Here is a 25,804-nt window from a genome sequence, read left to right as displayed (position 1 = left end):
TTCGGAAATACATTTAAAAAAATCCCCGACTGTTGGTCGGGGATTTTTTTTTGTACTTTCGCTAAAAGAGATTGATTTTGAAGAGATTCTTTTGGCTATCTATACTTTCCTTTTTACTATTTCAATCTAATTTGGAATTGTACGGACAATTGCCCGAAAAATATGATGTTATAATGCATCGGGGTTATGATGACACCTTGGTTGAATACGACACATCAATACCCCTTAGCTATCTGACTCAAGATTGTGACAGGTTCGAAGGAGTTCCAAATTTTGAATATTTTGTTCGATTTAATTATAAACCTTTCAATCAAAGACTAATCAATGATACCACGCTCATGTTCAGGAGCGATTCTGTGCTAATAACCATCCGTACCAAAAGCGTTGACTCCGCTCGGTTTATGGAAAAATACTTTTCTGATTCTGCCTACTTAAATCAGTGTTTGGGCGTAGATGAGTCTATTTTACATCCACCCACTCACCAATTTTCGAGCATTACCATACAAATTGATGGTGAAAAGTTGACCACCAAAACTCATTTCATTTCAAATTTATACTCACCAAACCTAGAATACATGAATGTTTATCGTACAGAATCTGGCAACTTTTTGTTGGCAACCGAAAACTCCGAGGGTCTTACGTTTTATTATGCACTTTTTGTGTATGATATATCCGGTAACTTGAAGGAAAAAATCATTAAAAATGTTCTATAGCTCGAGCCACACATTTCTGTCCTCGATTCAAACGACACCGCATATTCTCAAAAATCCATTCCCTTACAAAAACATATTGCTTTTCGTTTAAACAAAGTGGTAACTTTGATACTATGAATTCAAAGAAAATTTTTGTATCAGCATTTGTTGTAGTTTTTATAAACGTACTGGCCTCTGCTCAAAATTACATTGATACAATCTATTCAATAAAAACTGAAACTGACATTGAATATGGCAAAATGGTCGATTTTGCGGGCACTGAACGTTCGCTGAAATTAGATATTTCATACCCAACAAATGATACCGCCCCGATTTGTGGACGACCGCTTATGGTTATTGTGCATGGCGGGGCCTGGATGGCCGGACACAAAGCAGAAGGCTACCCACCTACAATGCGTGAACATTTTGCCAAACGCGGCTACACCACTGCATCTGTTGACTATAGATTGGGGTTATTTCATACCGAAAAATTGGTAAACTGCAATATCCCGAATTGGAACTGTTTTAATACTACCGACTCCAGCGAGTGGTATCGGGCAAACTACCGAGGCATCCAAGATGTGTATGGTGCCATTCGGTATTTGGTGCAAAATGCAAAAAAATATCAAATAGATGCCAATCAGGTATTTTTAGTAGGCGAAAGTGCCGGAGGTTTTGTGGCAATGGGCGTTGGATTTATCGATGACTCTACCGAAATTTTGACCAGCCTTATTGCAAATTTGGGCAATGCCCCAAAGCCCAATAAGTTGTATGAATCTCCCTGCCTAAAAACCGTTGGCCTCGCTGTTTCTGTTGATTCGATGGTGCTTTCTCGACCCAACTTGGGTGATTTAAAAGGTACGCTCAACTACTCAACAACACCTTTCACCATCAAAGCGGTCGGTAATTTTTACGGAGGTGTTTTCAACAATATCTTTGAATCGCACGGTTCAAAATCGCCGGATTTATACACCTACCACCAACCCTGCGATTTGATTGTGCCATACAACCATCAACGACTTTTGGCCGGATATGTATCGTGCATGCAAGGTTTTCCGGCAAATTGCGGAAATATAATTAACAGACCGTGGGCGTATGGAAGTGCCGGATTTACGGCACTTATCGATACTCTCAAAAAACAGTCAAAACCAACATGCAACTATTTTTTTGACAAAACCACCAATAATTATAACTGTTTGCAACAAACCAACACTGCCTGTCACGCCATCGACAACTTCTCGCTTAGAACAGAAAATATGGCTAAATTTTTTGCCCAACGGATAGATTCTTGTAACATTTCGGGTATTGCAAAAATGCCCCTAACAAATGCTATTCATATACAACCAAACCCAACCAATGCCGTAGTTTCAGTCATTTTTTCAGAAGAAATTGCATCGGCCAAAATTTCTATTTTTGATGTACATGGTTTGAAAATTAAAGAAATGGATTTTAGAAATTTAAAACAAACGGACGTTGATTTATCGGCATTTTCGGATGGATTTTATTTTTTTAAGTTCGAATTGAATAATGAATATTTCGTGTCAAAACCTATATTGAAATCGGATGACAGAAATTGAATTCACTAATACCGTTCTTAGTTTTGAAAAAACGGAAGAGAAACCGCATTTCGACAGAACGGCATTTAAAGTGATTGGTAAACGCATTTTTGCCACCCTGCACAGTCCCACTAAAACAGCAAACCTCAAGCTTCCGTTGGCCGAGCAATCTGTTTTTAGCAATTTTGGTGATGCTATTTATCCCGTAAACAACAAATGGGGGTTGCAAGGTTGGACATGTTTTGAAATTGACAACTTACCCCATGATTTGTTGCTTCATGCCTTAGAAATAGCATATAATCATGTTTTTGATAAGAAGTAAGTTGAGTTAATTGAATGATTTTAGAGAGATTAAAGACGTATCAACGGAATGTATTTGTCAGTCACAATTAGAAATAGATGAGATTTCGCCTTAAATTTGATACATAAAATTAGGATGATTGAATGAAAAACAAATATGTAAACTTCATATCCGACCAACATTTGTTGGCCTGTATAGGGAATCTTCACAAAGCATACTTGAAGGCGAAAAACAACATCACAAAGAAGAATTTTTACTCAAACAAGGTTGACACAATCAAATTGACCTTCGACTCAAAATTCAATGACATTGAAGAAGAAAAGTTAATTCAATCAGAGATTCTAAGACAAATTGACAAATCAATCAATAACTCAATCGGAACTTTTCACGAACAAATTTTGGGCGGCATAAAAGGCTATGAAGCGGGCAATTTGAGCGGTTATGACGTCAAAGCAACTGACAACACTTTGTTTGCTGACATAAAAAACAAACATAATACTATGAACAGTAGTGCATCCGAAGCACTCTTTCAAAAGTTAAAACGATATGCAGACGATTACAAACAAGCAAAATGTTATTGGGTGCAAATTCTTGCTAAAGGCAGTTTTTGTGAATTGTGGAGCGGAGACATAAATGGCAAAGAATACAGCCATAGCAGAGTCTATAAAATTTCGGGTGACCAATTTTATGCTTTGCTATCAGGGCAACAAGATGCAATGTTTCAATTATACAAAGTTCTTCCAGGTGCAATCGAAGACTATCTGAAATCAGTTGAAGAAACCGAAGAAATTGTTAAAAACTCTGCTTTGGAAGAAATTAAATCAGAAACTAAAACCAGCAAAAGAACAATTTTAGACCAGATCACTTTTGAAAACTACAGCTACTATCCTGGTTTTGACAGGCTGTAGTACTGATTCAAAAATTTTATAATCGAATATCCAACCTCTGTACCCAGATTAACAGGAACAGCATTTCCAATTTGTTTATATTGTTGTGCCATAGAACCCTCAAAAGCCCAATCATCGGGAAAAGTTTGGATACGAGCGTATTCTCGAACTGTAAACGGCCGAGTTTCCTCAGGGTGGCATCTTTCCGTTTGTTTTTGTGCAGGACTACAAGTTAAGGTTAAACAAGGCTCATCCCAACCAATACGCCTTGCAATTCCAGTTTTTCCTCCGCCTAAATGAAAACTTCCACCCATAAACTCTTTTTGAATATCAAGTGGTAAATCACGCCAATATCCTTTTTGCGGAACTAAATCTAAAACAGCTTTTTTGCTTTGTGGGTATTTTGCACCAGGCGACTTTGGAACATTGGTATCGTAAAGTTCGCCTTTCTTTAAAGCATCTTTTAAATTATAGATTTTATTGTGCGGTTTCGGATATTCATATTTCAACTGTATGTCTTTTCTGATACCAACCAATATTAAACGCTCGCGTTTTTGTGGCACTTTATAGTTTATGGCTTTTAAAATTTGGACAGGAACAACATTATATCCAATTTCATCTAAAATTGAAATCATTCCCTGCAGAGTTTTTCCATTATCGTGACTAAGTAAACCGCGAACATTTTCTCCAATACAAATGGGCGGGTTAACTTCTTTGACAACTCTTGCAAACTCATAAAATAAAGTTCCTCTTGCATCAGCGAACCCCAGTTTTTTACCTGCATAACTGAACGCCTGACAAGGAAAACCACCAGTTACCACATCAACCGAATTATGATATTCGGTAAAGTCAAAGTTTTTAATATCGCCCTCCAGAACTCTCCAGTTTGGACGATTTTTTCGCAAAGTTTGACAAGCCCACTTATCAATCTCATTCAATGCGACACATTTCAATCCGGCTTTTTCCAAACCAACTGCCAAGCCACCAGCTCCTGCAAACAATTCTAAAACAGTATATTCATTATGCGGTTCAATATAATTAGAAACAGTGTCTTTGATTTCGTGGCTGAAAAAATCAGCAAAAAGTGTTTCGACTTGTTCTCGCCTATAAACTCGGTAGTTGCTCATTGGCTCGCGGACAGCAGACAGCTTGCCTTCCCTATCCCAACGCCTAAGCGTTTCTTTGCTTTTTCCAATAAGTTCAGATGCTTCGGACAACGACAAATATTCTTTCATAACCAAGTTATTTAACCTTATACAATGGTTACAAATTTACAGGTAAAATTGCAACATTCAATACCCAAATAAAAATCATAATCTTTGCATGAAAAAGAACTAATGGTTTCTATCGGATTTTATGCACTTACAATCATTATGGTTTCCTCCATCGGCCTATTGATTTATCAATCTACCAAATCGAAAAAAGCACTTTTGATTTTCGTAAGCCTTATGGCGGTTTGGTTCACCTACGTCTATCTTATCAGCAAATTCGGCATTTTGAACAACCTTGCCATGCCGCCAAAAGTGCCTGTTTTGGTGGTTTTACCCATAATGGCAATTCTTATTGGAGTTGTATTTTCAAACCGGTTCAAACCGGTTTTAACTAACTCCTCACTTTATAAACCGGTCTTTTTTCAATCGTTTAGAATTTTGGTAGAGCTTTTAATTTTTGGGGCATACCTCAAAGGCGTTTTCCCAAAACAAGCCACCTTTGAAGGATACAATTTTGATATTTTAGTCGGAATTTCCGCAGTTATAATTGGATTTTTGCTTTGGAAAACCAAACTCCGAAAAAAAGCATTGCTCGCGTGGAATATTAGCGGATTTGCAATTCTATTCATCACTGTTTTCTCTTTTGTTTATAGCTTTTATTTTACTGACTTTATAGAAGATGTAAACCATTTTCCATTTGTAGAAATGCCCAACATTTTGCTGGCCTCCTTTTTGATGCCAATGGCTGTATTTCTGCATTTATTTTCCATTCGGCAGTGTATGTTGCAGAAAAATTAAAACTATTTCCATTTTAAAAAGCAACCAATTCTATTTGAAATGAATCTTGTAATGGATGCAACTTTTATTCTGTGCAAGTGTCTATCAAAATATCACAAAAACGTAAATCAATAAACAAAGTGTTGTTTATTTGGAATGTTAACGATTACTTCAGCAAAATTTACCCTGATTGTTGAACAACATTGGCACATATCTTAAAAAAAACCGGCTCACAATTATCTTGTTGTGCGTTTTAAGCATTGTAAAGGTTGAAACTTTTGGCCAATGTTCCATTTCTTCCCCCAATTTTACCTGCGTAAATGACTTGATAACGTTCACGGCCAACTCTACTACTTCCACTGTGGCATCGGTTTCGTGGAAATTTGGGGACGGCAACACCAGCACCGTGGCCACACCATCACATCGATTTGCCATTGCCGGAACCTTTACGATTGAGGCAGACATTACCTTGGGCAACGGCAGCAATTGTAAAACTTCAAAGCAAATAACGGTTTATGATTTACCCAATGTTAAACTTACGTTCGATGGTTCAACTCAGTTTTGTTTTACCAACAACAATGTGTGTATTCTCGACAACTCCACCTCCGGAAATGCCGGAATAAAAAACACGAAGCGAACCATTTTGTGGGGGGATGGAAATAAAACCGACCATTCAAACCCTCTATCGGGTGATAAAATATGCTACCAATATGCAAAACCAAACAAATACACCATAGATGTGGAACTGACAAACGAAAAGGGTTGTGAGGCAAAAAAGAGCCTAAACATTGAGGTTTTATATGATTTTGTGCCAAAATTCAACTACGTTTCTCAAAACAAAAAGTGCGAGTCAGAAACTTTTGGTTTTTCGTTTGACAACACATGGATAAATGATAGTACACTTATTGCTTCACTAAAAATTGAATTTGGCGATGGCTCTTCACAAAATGTTACGGGTTTTAAAACCCCCAAAATATCGCATCAATACAACAAATCGGGAAACTATCCGGTGGATGTAACGGCCACTTTTAAAAACGGCTGTGTGGTAAACTATCGAAAATTTATAAATGTTGACCTGAACAAAGTAGATTTAAAAATCATAAAAAAGGACAGCATTTTGTGCTATCCCAATTATTTCAGTTTTGAGCATACTCCCATATTTGGGGCAGAATACAAATGGGCCGCTATTGACTCTTCGGGCAATTTTGTTTACAACTTTGGCAACAATAGGGAATCTTTCTTCTTTCCAGAATTTCCGGGAAAGTATCGCATTGAGTTGAGGGTAAAAAAAGGAGATTGTATCAGTTTTACATACGATTCGATATACTCCATAGGTGTTAAAGCTAATGCCAAATTGTTTAACGAAAAACAATGCGACCCAAAAGATACCGTTTATTTCTGCAACAAAACACTGACATATAGAACAGGAACGGTGCAGTATTTGTGGAAGTTTAACGACCCACACGCCCCCGCCTGCACCACCAACACAAAGCAAAATATAAACAAAAACGCTAACTGCAATTTTTCGGTAGATATTGATGGAAAACACTTTTACGACTCCAGCTTTTGCGGCGAGGCAAAACTGATTGCCCGCGACCCATTGCACGGTTGTTCGGATAGCACTGTTCTCAAAATTTCGATGAAAAAACCGGTACCGGAAGATTTTACAGCAAATCTTGACAAAAATTGTTTGCAAACGGATGTCCGATTTAGTTCGGGATCTTGTTATAGCAAAATTCTGATAAACTTCGATTCGGCCTGCGGTAAAAATAATTTTGAACAGTTTGAATCGCCCAAACAATATAGCAAAACGTGCGATACAAGTCGATGGGTTACTTACGGCATTTTGGCTCAAACCGGATACGACACTATTTGGAGGTCGTGCGATCCAAATGACTATTATCTTGACCCCTCACGAAAGTGCCAAGATACATTTTGGTATCACCGAGCCTTTAGGTTAAACCCCACTCCTTTTGCCCAAGCCAAATTCTCCGACTCAGGTTGTTTGCCGTTTAAATTAATTGGCGAGCTCTACGTTCGCAACCAACCCGATGTGCGAAAAATAATGGTGACATGGAATAAAGGCGAAGATGCCGACACCATTGATATTCCGGCGGGTTTTGGCCCACTGCCAAAGTTTGAGCATATTTATTATCGCTCCAAAAAAGTGGAATGTACATGGGTTTTAGAAACCGATTCTGGATGCACGTCCGATGGATACACAAGTACTGAAATAGGTTTTTATAACAACTTTTTATTCCCAACCCCCGTGTGTCCCGGCACGTCGGTACAGTTTTTCGACACCATTACCTACTGGCACGACACCACCCAATATTGGCGAAAACCGAACAACCTTATTGAGACAATAAAATGGGAAATAGGCGAAGGAACCGGATTTGACAAAGTGAAAGGCCCTCTTCCGGTGCATCAGTTTGATTCGTTGGGAAAACATAAAATTACGATGGTATCAGCTGATAGCCGCGGTTGTATAGACACAATGGTAAAATACATTGAGGTGGCAGACATAGCCGCTGGCATTAAAAATATTAGCAAAAAACTGCTTTGTGATGATATTATTCAGCTGTTTGATTCATCTAAGGTGAATGACATTCAAAACGACAGCATTATTTTTCACTTCTGGGATTTTGGCGATGGATACACACCCAGTTTTTTAAAAAATCCTTTTCATTTATATAAAAGTTTTGGCGATTTTACCATTACCCATGTTATCAAAAACACCACCGGATGTGAAGATACGGCCTATACAACAATTCGTATTGAAGGCCCCATTCCTCGTTTTGATATTATTTCGGACACTGTGGCCTGTACCCCATTTACCGTTGAATTAAAAAACAACTCAACCCACTCGTCAGATTATGTCTGGTATTTTGGCGACACGGCCTCATTAAACAATTCGTTGAGTACGAAATCAGATTCAAACGTACATCACACATACACAAAACCCGGCATATACAACATCTATCTCTATGCCGGTGATAGTGTGGTTAATCCCGACAACAATAATAATGTATATTACTGCAATGCTTTTTATCCAGACTCGGCAGCTCCGATTCATGATGTGCGGAGAGTCATAATTCTTCCTATTCCTGAAGTGGATTTTGAAATTGATGGACATATTTGTCGAAACCAAACAGTAGAATTAATAGATAAATCCGACCCCATTTATAAAATTTATCGTTGGTATTGGCCAAACGATTCAGCTATTTCGTTTGGCAGCAGACCTGCAAGTGCTGTTTTTAAAGATACCGGAAAAGTGGTAATCTCATATCGGCCAATATACACTCCCACTGGTCCGTATCAACGTGCTTGCTATGATAGTATTACAAAAGAGTTTAACGTTTTTGACAATAAAGCCGAGTTTAGCTTCACCAAAGATTCACTTTGTCCGTTGTATCATTTTTCGGCAATATTGGTAGAAGGTGGTGAGGCCACTTGGGATTTCGGACATCCGGCCAGCGGTCACAAAAACTTGAGTTTTGAAAAAAATTCAAGTCACAATTATGCCCCAGACAAGGGCAAATTTGAGGTATCATTAATTAGCAAAAGCAAAGAAGGATGCCTCGACACAGCCACACAGACCATTGAAAACGAACACGGGTTTGAAATGATGATTCCGAACATTATTACCCCAAATAAGGATGGGCTAAATGATGAATACGACATTGAAATGGAGGGAGAAGATTTTTATGAATTATCCATTTATAACCGTTGGGGCGAACTTATGTATAGAGCAAAACAAGATACCGAATACGGCTCGGGGCTTAATTGGAATGGAAACGTGATGAACACCGATGTGCCATGCCCGGGTGGAACTTATTTTTATATTTTAAGATATAGAGAAGGCTGCATTGACGATGCCGAAATTGAGAAATACAGCGGAACGATTACCGTGGTTAGAGACTAATCATCGCACATCAAAAACCACTTCGCCGCCACAAATTGTCATTAGACATAGAATTTTATCGGCGTTTTGGGCATACATAAAATCATCTGAAAACACGCATAAATCTGCTTTTTTGCCTACCTCTAAACTGCCCACTTCATTTTCCATAAAATTGGCTTTGGCAGCCCAAATGGTCATGGCTTTCAATGCCTCCAAAGTTGTTACAGCTTGTTCGATATTGAATATTTCCCCGTCCGAAGTTTTTCGTTTTGTTGCCGAAAAAAAAGTATTTAATGGGTTTACTCCTTCTACCGGAAAATCGGTTCCAAAAGCAATATAATTGTTCTGCATAAGAAGCGATTTGTAATTGTATCCAGCATTGTAGGATGGGTTCATCAAGCCTACATTTTTGTTGAACATGTGAAAATCGCTGGTGGCATGAGTTGGCTGTACAGAAGGAATAATGGAAAATCGACCAAACATATCTATATCAGCATTATCCACCAATTGAGCATGTTCAATTCTCCACCGATTATCATTCTTGTCTTCCAATATATCGGCATATAGACCCAACAGATATTTATTGGCTGAGTCGCCGATGCAATGTGTGTTTGCCTGAAGATTGCGATTATAGCAAAACCTCAATATGCTTCGATAAAAATCTTCATTTTCAATGATAAAGCCATAGTTGCTTTTATTATCTGCATACGGATGTTTGAGGCAGGCCGTTGAACTTCCCACCGAGCCATCTCCATAAAGTTTAATAGAGTGTGCTTTCAATCTTTTGTTAAGGTTTGGATGTTTTTCCCAAAACGTTATAATCTTGGCTGTATCGGGGTCGAACATGGCATAAAGCCGTATTTTTAGTTGGTTTGCATTTGCCATAGAATCCATCAACTCGATGGTTTCGGTGGGCAATCCGGCATCGCACACAGTGGTTAAGCCATACGAAAAACAGCTTTTTTGTGCATCCATCAATATTTGATTTTGGAAACTTCTATCCGGTATGGGTAGTTTTTGTTTTACCAAATCCATGGCTTTGTCCTTTACTATTCCGGTCATTATATCTCCAAAAACCTCAACCTCTCCCCCATTCACATAGGTGTTGGGTCCAATTCCGGCCATATCCAAAGCCACCTGATTGCATAGTGCCGAATGTCCGTCAACCCGTTGCAGAAAAACAGGAACTGTGGGAAACATAACATCGAGTTTTGATTTATTGATACTGCCTTGCGTGTGCCAGTTATTTTCATCCCAACCTCTACCAATTATGTATGTTGGGGCTGTTTTAGAAGCATAACTTACTACCAAATTAATCATTTCTTCCAAACTGCCCACCCCTTTCAAATTGAGTTCCTGAAGGTTTTTTCCATACCCATAAAAATGGCTGTGTGCATCTATCAAACCCGGAAAAACTGTTTTTTGATCCAAGTCAATGGTTTTGGCAGATTGATAATGGTTTAAAATATCTTTATTAGAACCAATGGCTACAATGGTATCGGCTTGTATGGCAATGGCTTGAGCCATTTCAAAATCCTCATTTACCGTATAAATTTTAGCGTTGTACAAAATGAGATCAACCGTTGTTTTGGGCTTTTCACTGCAAGCCGAAATAAAAAAAGAAACGATTTTAAAAAAGATTAAACCCCTAATCATTGGCAATAAATTTGGTTCAAAAATAGGGTGTATAGATTGAAACTTGCTATTGCTTTAAAACTCGTGAGGCATCTTTGCTAATGCCAAGATACAACCAATTGGCAATTGCCTGCCGATTATTGGGAATCAATAATCGTTTTTGGTCAAATTCGTTGGTGATATTTCCCAATTCGATATAGACTGTGGTTGGTTTTGTTTCGAGCAGCATATACAATTCGCGTGCTTTCACAACTCCTTTGTATCCTCTATTTTTTTGATGCTCGTTGTATTTGGCCGATATGGTGTTCATCATGGTGTCGGCAGCCTGTTTGCCGGTAGTGCTTCCCGGGCAGTGATAAAAAAATATGTCAATTTTTTCGCCTTCGTTTCTTGAATCAACGTGGGTCACAATTACACGTTGCAACTTTGCATCTGCCTTATGTTTTTCGTATAATGCATTGATAGCATTTACCCGTTGTGCCAACCGAGCCCTTTGGTTTACGGGCATTTTTTGGTTTAGCCAAGTTACCTCGTGTCTATCGGGTTTTAGGTAGGTTTCATCCCGAATGCCATCGTCTGGGTCGCGAACAATAAGGTAAACCGTAGCTCCATGACTTATCAGGTTTCTTGCCAAACGAAGTGTAACATCGTAGGCATATTCATCTTCGCATAGATCATGGCCATCTTTTGTGGTCATTGCACCAGGGTCTGGCCCACCGTGTCCACTAACCAAATAATAAACACATTTATCTAAAGTGGCATCTTCAACCACCACGTCTTCATATTCTTTTCCTAAAATGGGTATTTTGGTGGTATAACTTTTAAAACCGGGCTTTGAAACAACAGTAGAAGTCATCATTTCATGAAATGGAACCCATAGTTTTCCGTCTTCCTTATAGCTTTTCTCTTTTACTCCGCTTTCTACCAATTGCTCATTATACTTCTGAATGCGAAGAGCCCTATCGTAATCATCTATCCCAATAGTTGCTCTGATAGTGCCGCTCGTATAGTCGTACACCTTTACCGGAAGCTTATATTTTTTTTCTAAGATGAGGTAGTCTGTGGGATCCAAATCATTCAAATCAAGGAATGAATCAAGATTGCTGCTGTGCTGATTGAGTTTGTATCGACCCATGAGGGTCAAAATTCCATCACCCGATTTGGGCGAAACCACCAAATTTGTTTGTGCCTGAAGCGAAAAACTTATTAAAGCTAAGGCCGATACAATACCGATTTTACATTTTCCAACCATGTTTGCCCAACAAAGGCACAAATTTAAATTCACCATGTTCTGTACGTTCATATTTGTTTTCAACAAGGCGGGTTATGAGTACCATTTTTTGGATTTCTAAGCTCCCTAAAGGTAACACCAAGTTTCCGCCAATTGCAAGTTGTTCTTTCAAATGCTCGGCCAAATCATTGGCTCCTGCCGTTACAACGATGCCATCAAAAGGAGCACTATGTTTCAGTCCAACGCTGCCATCGCCCCAAAAACAATGAATCGGCAATTTCAATTTTTCGAACAACTCAATTGTTTTGCGATACAATGCTTCGATACGCTCTATGGTAAACACTTCTACCCCCATTTGAGCCAAAATGGCCGCCTGATATCCGCTGCCTGTGCCTATTTCAAGCACTTTGCTGCCCGGTTTTAGTTGCAGTAATTGGGTTTGAAAAGCAACGGTGTAGGGCTGAGAAATGGTTTGTCCTTGACCAATTGGAAACGCTTTATCCTCATAAGCCTCATCTTCAAAATCAGCCGGAAAAAAATAATGCCGTGGAACTTCACCTATGGCGTTCAGCACATTTTCGTCGGATATTCCTTTCTTGCGAAGTAGCTCAACAAGCCGCTTTCTGCGGCCTTTATTCTTATATGTATCTTGCAAAGTGTATGCTTTTTTTGACAATAAATGAAAACATAATTTCAATCGCCTGCAAATAAAATCTTAATTCGCAGAAGTCATTTTAGGATGCAAATAAATTTAAAAACATTAAATGTCGGGATTATTGGAAAAGGAGACTTTACCGATAACTTTCTCCGATATTTTATTGACAAAAAGTATTTTGGCTTGTGTTGCGGCTTGCAAAGCCACAAGCTCGAAAATTTGCTGCCCCTCCGAAATTACGATGAATTGGACAAAGCAGTTGATGCCGTTCTAATTTTCGACCCAACCTTTTGTCTTTATGAAAATATTCTGGAAATAGTAAAAAGCCTGAAACACGTCTTTATTACCAGCACTTCTCATATTTCAAAACATCAGCTAAAAAAATTATCGCAATATGCCTACGAAGCAGGTGTAAAAATTCAGGTTAGCAATGGTTTAAGATTTCTAAACATTCATAACGAAATAAAAGACCTTGACTTAGAGCCAAGAATAATTGAATGCAACCACTACATAGCCCGAAAAGACAAAAAACATAAAATTAACCTGATTGAAGAGGTTTTGTTGCCCGATCTTGATGTGGTATTGTCCATTTCGCGTTCGCGGGTTAAATCGGTCTCGGCCACCGGTGTTGGGGTTTTATTTGAAGACCCTGACGTGGTAAATGCCCGTATCGATTTTTACAACGGCTGCGTGGCCACCATATCAGCCAGCAAAATTGCCGACAAAAACGTTCATAAAATTCGCTTTTTTCAAAACAATAATTACCACACGCTCAACTATCAAAACCAGAGTTTGAGGATAGTGCAGGGTTCTGAAACCTCCGAAAATCAGAACGAAATGGCTGTTGAAGACCAAATTAACGACCAAATCAACTATCATAAAAGCGTAAATAGCGAAGAAATCTTAGAAAAAGAAATAGAATCTTTCTACTATTGCATCGTTTTAGGTACAGAACCTGCGGTTAGTCTTACCGAATTTGTTGCGGCAAGAGATGTGGCCGATCGCATTCTGGATCAATTAGAACGAAATTTTGAGCGTAAATGACAGATTTTTTTCAAAACCAATTCCATTTTAGGACACTTTTATTTTCGGCTTTTGCTGTATTATTATTGACAATTGGCGGCACTTCGTGCAACGTTGTTGACCGCGAAGAGCAAATTCCGGCCTATTTGTTTATCGACACTTTTTCGTTGACAACAAAAACCGACAACAGCCAGGGAAGCAATGCCCACGACATCGTTGACGCTTGGGTATATGCCAATGGCCAGTTAATTGGCACTTTTGAGGTGCCAGCCACCATTCCAATTTTGGCAAACGACAAAAGAAGAATTACCATATTTGGCGGTATAAAACGAAATGGTCGAACAGATGATAGAGCTATCTTCCCATTTTATAAAGCCATTCAAGATTCTGTTGATTTAAAATCAGGCAAGATAGACTCCATCCACCCACAAGTGGTATATTTTGACAGCACAAAATTTCGCTGGATTGAAGATTTTGAAGACCGCTCCATCAGTCTTGCCAAAAGCGGTATAAATGTGGAGAAAGACAGTATTCAACTGACCTACGACCCCAATGAAGTATATGGTTATGGGGCAAAAAATCTTGTTTCCGGGTTTGTGGAGTTTGACAAAGACGACCAAAAATTTGAGGCCGCCACCATCAGCAAATTTTTGATACCGGCAGGCAAATCGACCTATTTGGAGATAAACTACAAACTTGAAGCAAATATGCAAGTGGGGCTATATGCCTTCGATGCCGCCGGAAACCAAATAGGCAGTGCCATAAATGTACTGTATTTATTCAACACCAAAAACGCCGATGGCGTGGCCGTTTGGAAAAAAAGCTACATACATCTTGACCCGGATATTAGTCAATCGCAATATAAAAACGCATCATTCAAAGTCTTTTTGCAAAGCTACGGAAGCGGTGCAGGTAGTAGAATTTATTTCGACAACCTAAAGATTCTTCATTATTGAAAACCCGTTTTTATAGATTTCTATACATTGGTTTAGATTACGTTGCGGCAATCGTTTCGTGGTTGCTTTTCTTTTTCTACCGCTCTTATTTTCACGAAAACAAGTCGATTGAAGAATGCCTTAATGACAACAATTTATATTTAGGTTTATTAGCCATTCCCGTTTTTTGGATTTTTGCTTTTTACCTCTACGGACAATATCGGGAGGTGCTACGCAAATCAAGGCTAAAAGAGTTTAGCCAAGTCTTGATAGTCAGTTTTTTCGGTAGCCTCCTCATTTTTTTCAGTGTACTGCTCGACGACAAAGTATCAGACTATACTGCCTACTACGCTGAATTTTTGGCTCTTTTTGGTTTTCATTTTGGAATTACACAACTTTTTAGAGCCTTGCTAACTACTCGAATCGGAAAAAAAATAAAACATCGAGAAATTGGCTTTAAAACCATTTTGATAGGTGGTGATGAAAAGGCATTTGCACTTTACAACGAATTAGAAAACGCTAAATACAGTGAGGGCTACTTCTTTGAAGGATATGTAAATGTTAACGGCGAGGATAAAAATCTATTTGAAGGCAAAATTCCGCGACTTGGTTCGTATGCCGATTTGCCTGAAATTATTAACCAAAAAAAGATTGAAGAAACCCTAATTGCCGTAGAAACAAGCGACCACACCAAGATTAATAAAATTATTGACCAACTGAGCGGTTTGGGTGTCAATATTAAAATCATTCCTGATATGTACGATATTTTGTCGGGCAGCGTGCGAATGAACAATATTTTAGGAACACTTTTAATTCAGATAAGTCCTTATTTGATGCCCGATTGGCAAAAAAGTGTTAAACGTTTTCTCGACATTCTGATTTCTACATTGGCCTTGGTGATTCTATTCCCTATTTTGGTGTGCATTGCAGCTATCGTTTATTTTACAAGTAAAGGCCCTGTTTTTTTCAGTCAAGAAAGAATTGGCATCGGCGGTAAGCCCTTTCACATCTACAAATTTCGGTCGATGTTTATTGACTCCGAAAAAAATGGTCCTGCATTGAGCAGTGAAGAAGACCCCAGAATTACAAAAATTGGCAAGTTTTTAAGAAAAACAAGACTTGATGAATTGCCCCAATTTTATAATGTGCTAAAAAACGACATGACCTTAGTAGGGCCCCGACCAGAAAGACAATTTTTTATCGACCAAATTATAAAAATAGCACCGCACTACAAACGGCTACATCGAGTAAAACCGGGCATTACCAGTTGGGGGCAGGTAAAATATGGCTACGCAGAAAATGTGCAACAAATGATTGAGCGAATGAAATACGACATTCTGTATGTAGAAAATATGTCGCTGGCTCTTGATTTTAAAATTCTTATTTACACCGCTCTTATTATGGTTCAGGGCAGAGGAAAATAGCTTCAAATCAATACTTTTAGCTTGTCTTTTTCGGCATTTACAAACTAATTTCACCTCTTTGGTAATATATCAGTATAGATTCCGTTAACTCTTTATTCAATTTTCTACCCAACTAAGGTTACCTTTTTTCATTTTGTTTATTAACCCGTTGAATGGACTCATTGAGTCTCAATAATTTTAACTTAAAAAAAGGTTCGACATGAAAACACTTACATCATCTATCATCGCATTGGCATTGTTATTTTCTATTTCGGCTTGCCAAAAAAATGGAGAAAATGCTGACATCAACTCCAAAAAAGTCTTCTCTTCCATTCAAAAAACAGAAAAATTTGAGCGGATTAAACCCTCATCGCAATTGGCCATTGGCTGCCAAAGCAACACTTTTGCCGTAGAAAAAGGTGCAGAAATTAATTTTGAAAGCGGGGCAAAGGTGAAAGTTCCGGCCAATGCCTTTGTGGATCAAAACGGCAATCCTGTTTCAGGCTCTGTTACATTAGAGTTTACAGAAATAAACGACCCCGCTGCTGTTATAGCCAGTGGCTTGCCCATGTGCATTGCCATTAACGGCAAAACAGAATATATGCAAAGCGGCGGTATGTTTGAAATAAATGCCAAACAGGGCAATGAACTTTTGAAATTGGCCAACGGCAAACAAATTGACGTGCAAACCAAAAGCAGCAAAGAAGGTGATTTTAATTTTTATGAATACGACCAAGCCAATGGCAAATGGGTTGAGCAAAACAAGTCGGAACTGAATGCCGTAGCAGTACAAAACACAACCGTTGCCACCACCGATAAAGCAAAAACTATCGACACCAAAATGCCAATAAAACCCCAGAAAGTATCTAAATCAGACTTTGTATTTGATTTGAAAGTGGACAATTTTGAGACTCTTGGCATATCGGATGCCGGAAATATGCTTTGGACATTTGAAAATAACAAAGAAGTGGAGGCAAACAAATGGCTTTTTGCCGAAAAATGGGAAACCGTTTTTATAACCAGTGTTGACCCCGAAAAAGGATTGTGCCAATTGGAGGTAAGTAAAGGTAGTACCAAAAAGCAAACCAACGTTAAACCTGTTCTGTTTGGTAAAGATTATGCCGCAGCATTGGCTCAATACAACGCTGCCCAGCAAAAATACAAGCAAGAAATATTGCGGAGAGAGCAATCAGCCGAGTTGAAAGCCAGCCAAAATACTACATTTATGCGTGCGGTTTCTATACGAAATATGGGAGTGTATAATTGGGATAGAATTATCAAACAACCCGATGCTGTGGTGCTAAATGCCATTTTTAAATATGAAGGCGTGCAAACGGCCTCAGCTCCAGTTATCTATTCTCTCAATTGTGAAACAAATGAAGTGATTACGTTTTACGGTGGAAATTTTGTTTTCCAACGCAGTCAAAACACCGTTTTGTTGTCCATAATGCCCACCGGAGAGGTGGCCACATTAAAAACAAAAACCATAAAATTAGAAGATATCTACCTCGCCAGAGAAAAAGGCAAAATTGAACTATTTTTAAAACCCTCCGGCCAATATGCAGATAGTGCCGAAAAACTCGGTTCTATTATCAAAACACTTTCTGTAGGATAAACCTGATAAAAACAAAACGATGAACAGGTTGAAGTTTTTGAGTTTGGTGGCACTGCTATGCTGCAAATCTCTTTTGGTGCTGTCGCAAACCTTATATCCAGTATTTGATGGGAAAAAGTGGGGCTATATTGATGGAAATGGGAATCAAAAAATTGCCAATCAATTCGACAAGGCATCTTCTTTTAAATATGGTTTTGCAAGGGTTGACATTGATTCGGAAACCTTTCTGATAAATTCACAGGGCAAAACACTTTCCGTGCATGGTATGAATCTGCACCAATTGTTGCAGGATAAAATTATCTTCAACACCAACAATCAATTTGGTTTTTGCAGCTACTCGGGAGAGATATTAAAAACAGCCGATTTCTCTGAAATTGAGGCGATTAACAATGGACTTTGGTTTTTGGTAAAGCAAAATAATCTTTACGGAATATTAGATTCTTCGTTGCAATTTATTGTCGAACCCATTTATCAATCCATCACATTTAGCAATCGTTTTGATAACTTTTTCTTTTGGTGTACGCACAACGAAGCCTCAAAATCAGGAATATACTGCGTCGATTCAAAATTATTTCTTTTGGGTGAATTTGAAGATTATATGCACGTCTGCAACAGGCAATTTGTTAAGCAAAAAAAGAAATGGCATCCAATAGATTCTGCGTCAACTGTTTTTGACCAGACTTGGGAGGAAATTATTGATTATAACGACTATTACTCGGCTATATTTAAAAAGGATACCATTCTTTTTTATGCACCTACAAACGAGGCCATCGACACCAACTGGGGTTTCGTGAGTACCATTTTCAACAACCATTTAGTTATTAACAACAATGGAGTACTCAAGATTCTGTTGAACGGAAAATATCTTCCGGAGACTTTAGAATATGCCCGAGTACAGAGCAATTATCTTCAGGTTTCGTCGAACGGAATTGCCAATTTGCTCGACTCAAATTTAGTTCCGTTGTTGCCCAATGTTTATAGCTCCGTTTATCTATTAAACGATGATTTTATTCAGGTGAGTACGGAAAGTGGCATTGGCGTTTTCGGGTTTTTGGCAAAAAAAGAATTGATAGCTCCCCGCATGAGCCAACTGAGTGTATCAGACAATGTTATTAAGGGTATTGATAACGATGGAAATCTTTGGTTTTTTGAGTTGGAAAACAAAAGGGTGGTTGATAGTGCCGAATTTACCAATCATAACACGCTCGAATCTGTGCGAATGGGAATGGATGCCAACGCCTCGGGCATCGTCAACAATCTTGTTAATCAGTCGGGGGTATGGTTTATCGAAAAATCATATTGGGGCTTGCGTTCACCCAGCGGTGAGGTATGGCTTAAACCTCAATTTTCCTACCATACTGCTGTTGAGGGGTCTCCCTTTTCGTTCGTTTTCCGTCAATCGTATTATTCCACAAAAAGCTCATTATTTACCACCTATTGCGGAATTGTGGATCACACCATCGGCAAAATTGTGGTTCCATTGAACTATACCTACATTGACACAAAATCGCTATCCGACCCAAATTTGAATGTTTTTCAGGCACGAAAGGCTTCTGGCGAATTTGTACTTATTCATAAAGGAAACTTTAAAGAACAAAAATATCAATCTCCTTTCATCGATGATTTTGTGAATGGACGGGCAAGAATTTACCTTAAAGGCTCCATTGATTACTTACAGCCGCCATCTTATAAAAACATTGACATGGCTCTTGATTTTGCAAATAAATACAACTACTCCATAGCCGTACTTTACCAAAAAGCAAGCTCATTCATGTACAATCGATATCGGTCGTCGGTAATGGTAACATTTGTGGGCGGTACTTGGAACTACGTGGATGCAGATGGCAATTTGCTTCTATCCCGAAATGACATATCGTTTGCAGAACCTTTCGACCCAGACAATGCAGTGGTTTACAAATGGGATACATGTGCCTTGATAAATAGAGACGGCCAATATCTTACCTCATTCGACAACATCAACATTGACCGAGTGTCTAACGACTCCGGAAGTTTATACAAATTAACCAAATGGACGGATGCCTACCATTATTATAACAACAAAGGTCAACGAATAAACAATTCCTACTCGGAGGGGAGTAAAATGCACGACGGGCTGGCTCTCGTAAAATCTGACAATGCTTCTTATGTTCTGAAAGCCAATGGAGAGATGATTAAAACAGAAGTTCCGGTTTATGCTTTCAGAAAAGAGTTTGACAATGGGCTTGTGCCGGTTCGATTAAATCGTGGGTGGGGCATTTTGGATAGCAACGGAAGCCAGATAAATGACAAACCCTATAAAAACATTGCTTGGTGTTCGGGCAATTATGCAGCCATCAAGATATCTGAAAAGAAAAAAAGTGGAAAACGAAAAAATGGTTTTATCATTATAGATACCGACGGAAATCCGTTGAATGACGAGTTTTATTCCAAAACCTTTGCCTTTAAAGGCGATGTGGCCATTGTGGCGAATGGAAATAAAAAATATGGTCTTATAAACACAGCGGGCGAAACAATATGCAAGCCCAAATACCGAAAAATGGCTTATCAAAAAAACGAATCAATGATTTTGGCCAAAAAACATTTGTGGGGGGTTGTTGGCTCAAATGGCGAAATGATTGTAAAACCACGATATAAAACTGTTAAAATAGACCAACACGCTATTCTTGCCTATCGAAATAAAATATTAACCGTTTATGACCCAGCAGGGAATAAATTGAAAAAGATTTACAATGTGTCGAAATACGGGGCATTTGCCGATGGCAGAGCAATGGTGCAGCTAAAAAATAAAAATGGCCATACCGGATACATCAACCAAAAAGGAGACTGGGTGATTGAACCAAAGTTTAACTACGGCACCGATTTTGGCAATGGGCTGGCTCTTGTGTGTCTGAAACGAGAATATCACTGCATCGATACTTTTGGGAATATTCTTCCGAAAGTCAATATTCAAAACCGCCCAAGATATTCGGAGGGTAGTATTTTAATTTATCGAAACAACGTTTGGGAGTATCTGGATGCATTTGGAAAACCCTTATGTAAAATGAAATTTACCTTTGCCGAACCCTTTAAAAATGGACTTGCCAAAGTAAAAATAGGTGACTATTACGGTGTGATAAATCATTTTGGAGATATTGTTCTACCCATAGAATACACTCGCATTTGGATTGGTGACGACAATGAGATTACTGCATTAAAAAACCATTCCTACGAGCTTATTGATGGCCTCGGAAAGAAGATTACCACAAACACTTACGACAATATAACGTATGACGAGGCCACTCGAATTTTTACAGTTTTTGTTGGCGAAATACCGGAATATCTGACTTTTGATGGCAATTGGCTGTGGAAGAAGAATGCTATAGCCGTTTCTAAATAAAACAAAAAAGGCGGCACTCCGTGCCGCCCTTTTCAATTCTAAATTAAAAGATTTAGAGTTTACTTTCCAATAACATCAATCAACTCAATTTCGAAAATCAATGTTGAATATGGAGGTATTGCAGGAGGGCTTCCACGCTCGCCATAAGCCAAGTTGTAGGGTATGTAAAGTTCCCATTTAGAGCCTTCCGGCATCATCTTTAAAGCCTCTGTCCAACCACGGATTACTTGATTAACTCCAATGGTTAATGGCTCCCCTCTTTCTACAGAACTATCAAATATTTTTCCGTCAATCAGTTTTCCGGTGTAATGGGCTGAAACTTGATCTCCGTCTGCGGCAACTGCTCCACTGCCCTGCTTTATTACTTTGTATTGCAAGCCACTTGGCAGGGAAATAACACCATCTTTTTTGGCATTTTCTGCCAACCACTCGCTGCCAACTTTCGACAATTGCTTTGTCAAAAAGTCGTTCATTATTTTGCTGGCATTCTGCAAATCATCAGGAGATAAGTTGCTGTCGTAAGCCATCTGTAAACCTGCCATAAAAGCGTTCATATCCAGTTTTTCAAAACCGCCACTTTTAATGTTGTTTCCAACCAATTTGCCCGTGGCTTCAGATGCTTGTGCCAATTCGGAATTTACTTGTGCCTGAGTTCCCTCCATTTTGCTTTTCGATTTAATGGCAGAACATGATGCCAACGACAAGGCCGCAACCACGACTACCCAACTTATTTTATTATTTTTTTGCTTCATTTTTTCCTTTTACTACATCCAACAATTCAATTTCAAATATCAATGTTGTATTGCCGGGTATGCTTTGGTTGCCTCTTTTTCCGTAAGCTAAATTAGCCGGAACGGTAAGTTCCCATTTAGAACCTGTGGCCATCATTGGCAAGGCTTCATTCCATCCTTGAATACCACTTCCAACAGTATATCGTATCGGTTGGCCAAATTCTTGAGATGATTGCAATACCTCGCCGTTTACGTTTCGCAATGTATAATGGCATATAGCTGTGTCGTTTATTTGGGGTTTTACTCCATTCCCAGGTGTTATCACTTTGTATTGTAAGCCATTGTCTAAAGTTACAACGCCTTCTTTTCCCTTGTTGGCTTCCCAATACTTTTGACCTTCATCAAGGTTCTTTTGCAACACAACATTGTATTTTTTAGAATCGTATGTTTCCAAAACGCTCTGAACATTGTTCATTGAAATAGCCATTCCGCTATCTCCTTTTTCGTAATAGTCTTTAATGGCCGCTGCTATAACTTCTACATTCAACGTATCCCAGCTCTTCATGTACTGAGCATTAGAAACCATTGCATAAGCCCAAGCATACGAAACGCTGTCAACTTCGTTTTTTAGCTTTACCGCTTTTCCTCCAGTTTTGCAAGCCGATAAGCCGATAGCTACTATGGCCAATCCAAAAATTGCTTTTTTCATTTATTTTTAAAACTAATTAATCAATGTATAATTTTTCTCGTCGTTCTCTTAGTTCTTCGTCTTCTATATACGTGTCAAAGTCGGTTTTCTTGTCTATCATTCCGTTTGGTGTTATTTCAATAATTCTGTCGGCAATAGATTGCATAAAGGTGTGGTCGTGCGAGGTAAACAAAACCGACCCTTTATAGTTTTTCAAACCTTCGTTAAATGCGGTGATCGATTCCAAATCAAGGTGATTTGTAGGCTCATCAAGCATCAAAAGGTTTGGCCTTGCAAGCATTAATCTTGAAATCATGCAACGCACCTTTTCTCCCCCACTCAACACATTGCTTTTCTTAAACACCTCTTCGCCACTAAAAAGCATTTTACCCAAAAAACCACGTATAAAGGTTTCATCCTTCTCTGTAGAATATTGTCTCAGCCAATCAACCAAGTTCAAATCAGCGGTAAAATATCCGTCGTTTTCGTTTGGCAAATAGGCCGGTTGAATGGTAATTCCCCACTCTATGTTGCCACTATCAGGTTTCACTTCTCCGTTCAAAACACGATAAAAGTTGGTAACCGCCAAACTGTTTCTCGACAATATGGCAATTTTCTCGCCTTTATAAACACTAAAGTTTATGTCTTTGAAATACCCTTTTAACGAAAGGCCAGAGATATTCAAAATTTGGTCGCCGGCCTCTCTTTCTTGGTCAAACAATATGGCAGGATAACGGCGGCTTGATGGTTGAATTTCGTCAACATTCAGTTTGTCCAACATTTTTTTACGGGCAGTGGCCTGTTTTGATTTTTTTACGTTGGCACTAAACCGCTCAATGAATGATTGTAATTCCTTTTTACGTTCTTCGGCCTTTTTATTGGCTTGCTGCTGCTGTCTCAATGCCAATTGACTCGACTCATACCAAAAGGTATAACTGCCTCCATAAACCCGAATTTTCTTAAAATCAATATCGGCTATATGTGTGCAAACGGCATCCAAAAAGTGCCGGTCGTGCGATACAACAATTACAATGTTTTTTGACTCTGCTAAGAAATTTTCTAACCAGGAAATAGTTTCTACGTCCAAGTCGTTGGTAGGCTCATCGAGCAATAGAATATCCGGATTGCCAAATAAGGCTTGAGCCAACAAAACCCTTACCTTTAGGTTGTTGCTCAAATCTTCTATATTTAGGTAGTGATATTCTTCTGAAACGCCCAAAGAACTGAGCAGTTCGCCTGCTTCGCTTTCGGCCATCCAGCCGTTCATTTCGCCGAATTTTTCTTCTAATTCTGAAGCCTTAATTCCGTCTTCGTCGCTAAAATCTTCTTTTGCATAAATGGCTTCTTTTTCTTTCATGATGGCATACAATTCTTTATGCCCCATAATTACGGTTTCTAATACCCGAAACTCGTCAAACTCGAAGTGGTCCTGTTTTAACACGGCCATTCGTTGTCCGGGGGTTATCGAAACATCGCCCGTTGTAGAATCAATTTCGCCCGAAAGTATTTTTAAAAAGGTTGATTTTCCGGCTCCATTTGCTCCAATTATTCCATAGCAGTTGCCTTCAGTAAACTTCACATTTACTTCATCAAACAAAACTCTTTTTCCAAATCGAAGGGATAAATTAGAAACTGAAAGCATTTTTTAACGTAGAATCTTTTTATTAAACGGGCGGCAAAGATAAAAGGAATGTTTGCATTTGTAGATATTAATTTAGTGTATAAACGAAGAAGGCATTTCGCTTTTTTCGAAATGCCTTCTTGCTTTTATAAGATTTTAATTAAACTCCCACATCGTGGTTTGCAGATTCAAGTAGGTATGGGTGATTTGCCGCATACAAATTCTTTCTTGACAGATTGTGCAACACCCAGTAAATGAATAATCCCGCAAAAGCCATGGTCATTCCAATCTCTAAAAGACCGATATGAGCTGTTTCTCCAACCACGCCCGGCATTATCATCAAAAACAAGTCTAACCAATGGCCAAACAAAATGATTGTTCCAGCCACCAACAACACTTTGGGGTTTCTTTTCGCATTTCTCATCATCAAGATTAAAAATGGCAAGAAGAAATTCATCAAAATATTTACTCTAAACATTGGTTTAAAATGTTCTAATCTAAAGGTGTAGTAAATACCCTCTTCGCTGATGTTTGCATACCAAATCAATAAGAACTGTGCCAACCAAATATATGCCCAGAAAATAGAGAAGGCAAACATAAATTTACCCAAGTCATGAATAACCTCGTCAGAAACAATTTCCATATATCCTTTTGATTTAAGGTATAATGTAAAGAAACAGATTACCGTTAAACCCGTTACAAATGCAATGGCAAAGTTGTAAACAGAGAAAATAGTACTATACCAGTGGGCATCAATGCTCATAATCAAAATCCAGCTTAGAATAGAGAAAGTGAAAGCAAAGAAAACCAAGAATCCTGCTGAAACGTTTACACTTTTTCTAAAGAAAGAAGTACCACCTTCCACGTCTTCTTTGTGTGAGAAACGAACTAAAATGGTTCGAAATAAAACCCAGATAATCATTATTACCGGAGCTCCAACCATTAACCATCCTTTGCTCAAAAACCAAGATTTCTTTTCAATCAAAGCATCGTATCCTGCATCGCCCGGTTTTAATCCAATTTTTGGCCACCAATGGTGATAGATGTAATCTTTTCCCATAAAAACCACTATCATTAAAATAACGATAGCTACGGGAAGATACGATGAAATTGATTCAATTACCCGCTTTAGCAAGGTTGACCATCCTGCGTTTGCAGCATAGTTTACGGCAATAAAGAATACGGCAGCCAGTGCAAACAACATGAAATAGTATGAGTTGAGCAATAGGTTTGCCCAAAAACGCATTTTCCAAGTTTCGTGATGCCCGCCCGCATGTTCGCCACCCTCGCGGTTTGCTTCATTACCTGCGGCAGCTGAATGTTCTGCTCCGTGTTGCTCACCGTTTCCTTCTTGATTGGCCACCGCGTGAATAACATTTTGCTCAACATGTTCCACCTTTGCGTGTTTATTGCCATGCTCGTTGGTACTTTTCATTTTTGAAAAACCAACAAACGTAAGAATCAATCCAACAATGAATACCAAGCCCACAAACATTCTAGAGCGGCTGGTAAACTCAAATTTTTCTTCTTTTACTTCTGTAATATGATGGTGTCCCATTTGTA

At 38.7% G+C, this 25,804-nt stretch carries 19 protein-coding genes; 11 read left to right on the top strand and 8 right to left on the bottom strand.

What is annotated here, in order from left to right; all coding sequences use genetic code 11:
- Positions 1-77: 77 nt before the first annotated feature.
- The 4 genes from H6607_03570 (at position 78) to H6607_03555 (ending at position 3,457) form a co-directional block, all read left to right on the top strand.
- Positions 78-713: a hypothetical protein gene (locus H6607_03570; GenBank protein MCB9261430.1), complete on the top strand. Its 636-nt coding sequence runs from the start codon at positions 78-80 to the stop codon at positions 711-713.
- A 113-nt stretch (positions 714-826) separates the two neighbouring features.
- A complete protein-coding gene (locus H6607_03565; protein ID MCB9261429.1) occupies positions 827-2,269 on the top strand; it encodes a carboxylesterase family protein in 1,443 nt (480 codons plus the stop codon).
- Positions 2,256-2,570, top strand: a complete 315-nt coding sequence (locus H6607_03560; GenBank protein ID MCB9261428.1) for an MmcQ/YjbR family DNA-binding protein — start codon at positions 2,256-2,258, stop codon at positions 2,568-2,570. Before H6607_03565 ends, H6607_03560 begins: the two co-directional genes overlap by 14 nt.
- 122 nt (positions 2,571-2,692) lie before the next feature.
- The gene (locus tag H6607_03555) at positions 2,693-3,457 is read left to right on the top strand and encodes an Eco47II family restriction endonuclease (GenBank protein MCB9261427.1); all 765 of its coding nucleotides are present in this window, start codon (positions 2,693-2,695) and stop codon (positions 3,455-3,457) included.
- Here H6607_03555 and dcm read toward each other — a convergent pair.
- The gene (gene dcm, locus H6607_03550) at positions 3,433-4,671 is read right to left on the bottom strand and encodes a DNA (cytosine-5-)-methyltransferase (protein MCB9261426.1); all 1,239 of its coding nucleotides are present in this window, start codon (positions 4,669-4,671) and stop codon (positions 3,433-3,435) included. The two genes, H6607_03555 and dcm, sit on opposite strands and share 25 nt — an antisense overlap.
- A 102-nt stretch (positions 4,672-4,773) precedes the next feature.
- Here dcm and H6607_03545 point away from each other — a divergent pair, with 102 nt between their 5' ends.
- Positions 4,774-5,445, top strand: coding sequence for a hypothetical protein (locus H6607_03545; protein ID MCB9261425.1), 672 nt, complete (start codon positions 4,774-4,776; stop codon positions 5,443-5,445).
- 304 nt (positions 5,446-5,749) lie between these two features.
- Complete coding sequence (locus H6607_03540; protein ID MCB9261424.1) at positions 5,750-9,349, top strand: PKD domain-containing protein; 3,600 nt, start codon at positions 5,750-5,752, stop codon at positions 9,347-9,349.
- Here H6607_03540 and H6607_03535 read toward each other — a convergent pair whose 3' ends face one another.
- Genes H6607_03535 through H6607_03525 form a run of 3 tightly spaced genes read right to left on the bottom strand, consistent with a single transcriptional unit; the run spans position 9,350 to position 12,849 of the window.
- On the bottom strand, positions 9,350-10,984 hold the full coding sequence (locus H6607_03535; protein ID MCB9261423.1) for an amidohydrolase: 1,635 nt from the start codon (positions 10,982-10,984) through the stop codon (positions 9,350-9,352). It lies immediately after the preceding gene.
- Between the two features lie 46 nt (positions 10,985-11,030).
- Positions 11,031-12,215: an N-acetylmuramoyl-L-alanine amidase gene (locus tag H6607_03530; GenBank protein ID MCB9261422.1), complete on the bottom strand. Its 1,185-nt coding sequence runs from the start codon at positions 12,213-12,215 to the stop codon at positions 11,031-11,033.
- Positions 12,199-12,849, bottom strand: a complete 651-nt coding sequence (locus H6607_03525) for a protein-L-isoaspartate(D-aspartate) O-methyltransferase (GenBank protein ID MCB9261421.1) — start codon at positions 12,847-12,849, stop codon at positions 12,199-12,201. Before H6607_03525 ends, H6607_03530 begins: the two co-directional genes overlap by 17 nt.
- 84 nt (positions 12,850-12,933) lie before the next feature.
- Here H6607_03525 and H6607_03520 point away from each other — a divergent pair, with 84 nt between their 5' ends.
- From H6607_03520 to H6607_03500, 5 genes are all read left to right on the top strand, one after another.
- Positions 12,934-13,893: a hypothetical protein gene (locus H6607_03520; GenBank protein MCB9261420.1), complete on the top strand. Its 960-nt coding sequence runs from the start codon at positions 12,934-12,936 to the stop codon at positions 13,891-13,893.
- On the top strand, positions 13,890-14,828 hold the full coding sequence (locus H6607_03515) for a hypothetical protein (protein MCB9261419.1): 939 nt from the start codon (positions 13,890-13,892) through the stop codon (positions 14,826-14,828). The genes H6607_03520 and H6607_03515 overlap by 4 nt, the downstream gene beginning before the upstream one ends.
- Positions 14,825-16,231 (top strand): sugar transferase, encoded by a 1,407-nt coding sequence (locus H6607_03510; GenBank protein ID MCB9261418.1) that lies wholly within the window; start codon positions 14,825-14,827, stop codon positions 16,229-16,231. The genes H6607_03515 and H6607_03510 overlap by 4 nt, the downstream gene beginning before the upstream one ends.
- Before the next feature lie 199 nt (positions 16,232-16,430).
- Positions 16,431-17,825, top strand: a complete 1,395-nt coding sequence (locus H6607_03505) for a hypothetical protein (GenBank protein MCB9261417.1) — start codon at positions 16,431-16,433, stop codon at positions 17,823-17,825.
- 19 nt (positions 17,826-17,844) lie between these two features.
- Complete coding sequence (locus H6607_03500; protein ID MCB9261416.1) at positions 17,845-21,201, top strand: WG repeat-containing protein; 3,357 nt, start codon at positions 17,845-17,847, stop codon at positions 21,199-21,201.
- A 59-nt stretch (positions 21,202-21,260) separates the two neighbouring features.
- Here the strand turns inward: H6607_03500 and H6607_03495 are convergent, their stop codons facing one another.
- From H6607_03495 to H6607_03480, 4 genes are all read right to left on the bottom strand, one after another.
- Positions 21,261-21,863: an FKBP-type peptidyl-prolyl cis-trans isomerase gene (locus H6607_03495; protein ID MCB9261415.1), complete on the bottom strand. Its 603-nt coding sequence runs from the start codon at positions 21,861-21,863 to the stop codon at positions 21,261-21,263.
- A gap of 73 nt (positions 21,864-21,936) precedes the next feature.
- Entirely contained in the window at positions 21,937-22,641 is a 705-nt protein-coding gene (locus H6607_03490; protein MCB9261414.1) for an FKBP-type peptidyl-prolyl cis-trans isomerase, read from the bottom strand.
- 16 nt (positions 22,642-22,657) lie between these two features.
- Positions 22,658-24,262 (bottom strand): ATP-binding cassette domain-containing protein, encoded by a 1,605-nt coding sequence (locus H6607_03485; GenBank protein MCB9261413.1) that lies wholly within the window; start codon positions 24,260-24,262, stop codon positions 22,658-22,660.
- Between the two features lie 139 nt (positions 24,263-24,401).
- The gene (locus tag H6607_03480; GenBank protein ID MCB9261412.1) at positions 24,402-25,799 is read right to left on the bottom strand and encodes a quinol:cytochrome C oxidoreductase; all 1,398 of its coding nucleotides are present in this window, start codon (positions 25,797-25,799) and stop codon (positions 24,402-24,404) included.
- Positions 25,800-25,804: the final 5 nt, after the last annotated feature.

It is taken from the genome of Flavobacteriales bacterium, assembly GCA_020635395.1.
Lineage (GTDB): Bacteria > Bacteroidota > Bacteroidia > NS11-12g > UBA9320 > UBA987.
This window is presented reverse-complemented; position numbering and strand designations above follow the sequence as displayed.

Coding starts and splice junctions, on each gene's coding strand:
- H6607_03565 (MCB9261429.1), top strand. CDS start 827: ATGAATTCAAAGAAAATTTTTGTATCAGCATTTGTTGTAGTTTTTATA.
- H6607_03560 (MCB9261428.1), top strand. CDS start 2,256: ATGACAGAAATTGAATTCACTAATACCGTTCTTAGTTTTGAAAAAACG.
- H6607_03555 (MCB9261427.1), top strand. CDS start 2,693: ATGAAAAACAAATATGTAAACTTCATATCCGACCAACATTTGTTGGCC.
- dcm (MCB9261426.1), bottom strand. CDS start 4,671: ATGAAAGAATATTTGTCGTTGTCCGAAGCATCTGAACTTATTGGAAAA.
- H6607_03545 (MCB9261425.1), top strand. CDS start 4,774: ATGGTTTCTATCGGATTTTATGCACTTACAATCATTATGGTTTCCTCC.
- H6607_03535 (MCB9261423.1), bottom strand. CDS start 10,984: ATGATTAGGGGTTTAATCTTTTTTAAAATCGTTTCTTTTTTTATTTCG.
- H6607_03530 (MCB9261422.1), bottom strand. CDS start 12,215: ATGGTTGGAAAATGTAAAATCGGTATTGTATCGGCCTTAGCTTTAATA.
- H6607_03520 (MCB9261420.1), top strand. CDS start 12,934: ATGCAAATAAATTTAAAAACATTAAATGTCGGGATTATTGGAAAAGGA.
- H6607_03515 (MCB9261419.1), top strand. CDS start 13,890: ATGACAGATTTTTTTCAAAACCAATTCCATTTTAGGACACTTTTATTT.
- H6607_03505 (MCB9261417.1), top strand. CDS start 16,431: ATGAAAACACTTACATCATCTATCATCGCATTGGCATTGTTATTTTCT.
- H6607_03500 (MCB9261416.1), top strand. CDS start 17,845: ATGAACAGGTTGAAGTTTTTGAGTTTGGTGGCACTGCTATGCTGCAAA.
- H6607_03495 (MCB9261415.1), bottom strand. CDS start 21,863: ATGGAGGGAACTCAGGCACAAGTAAATTCCGAATTGGCACAAGCATCT.
- H6607_03490 (MCB9261414.1), bottom strand. CDS start 22,641: ATGAAAAAAGCAATTTTTGGATTGGCCATAGTAGCTATCGGCTTATCG.
- H6607_03485 (MCB9261413.1), bottom strand. CDS start 24,262: ATGCTTTCAGTTTCTAATTTATCCCTTCGATTTGGAAAAAGAGTTTTG.
- H6607_03480 (MCB9261412.1), bottom strand. CDS start 25,799: ATGGGACACCATCATATTACAGAAGTAAAAGAAGAAAAATTTGAGTTT.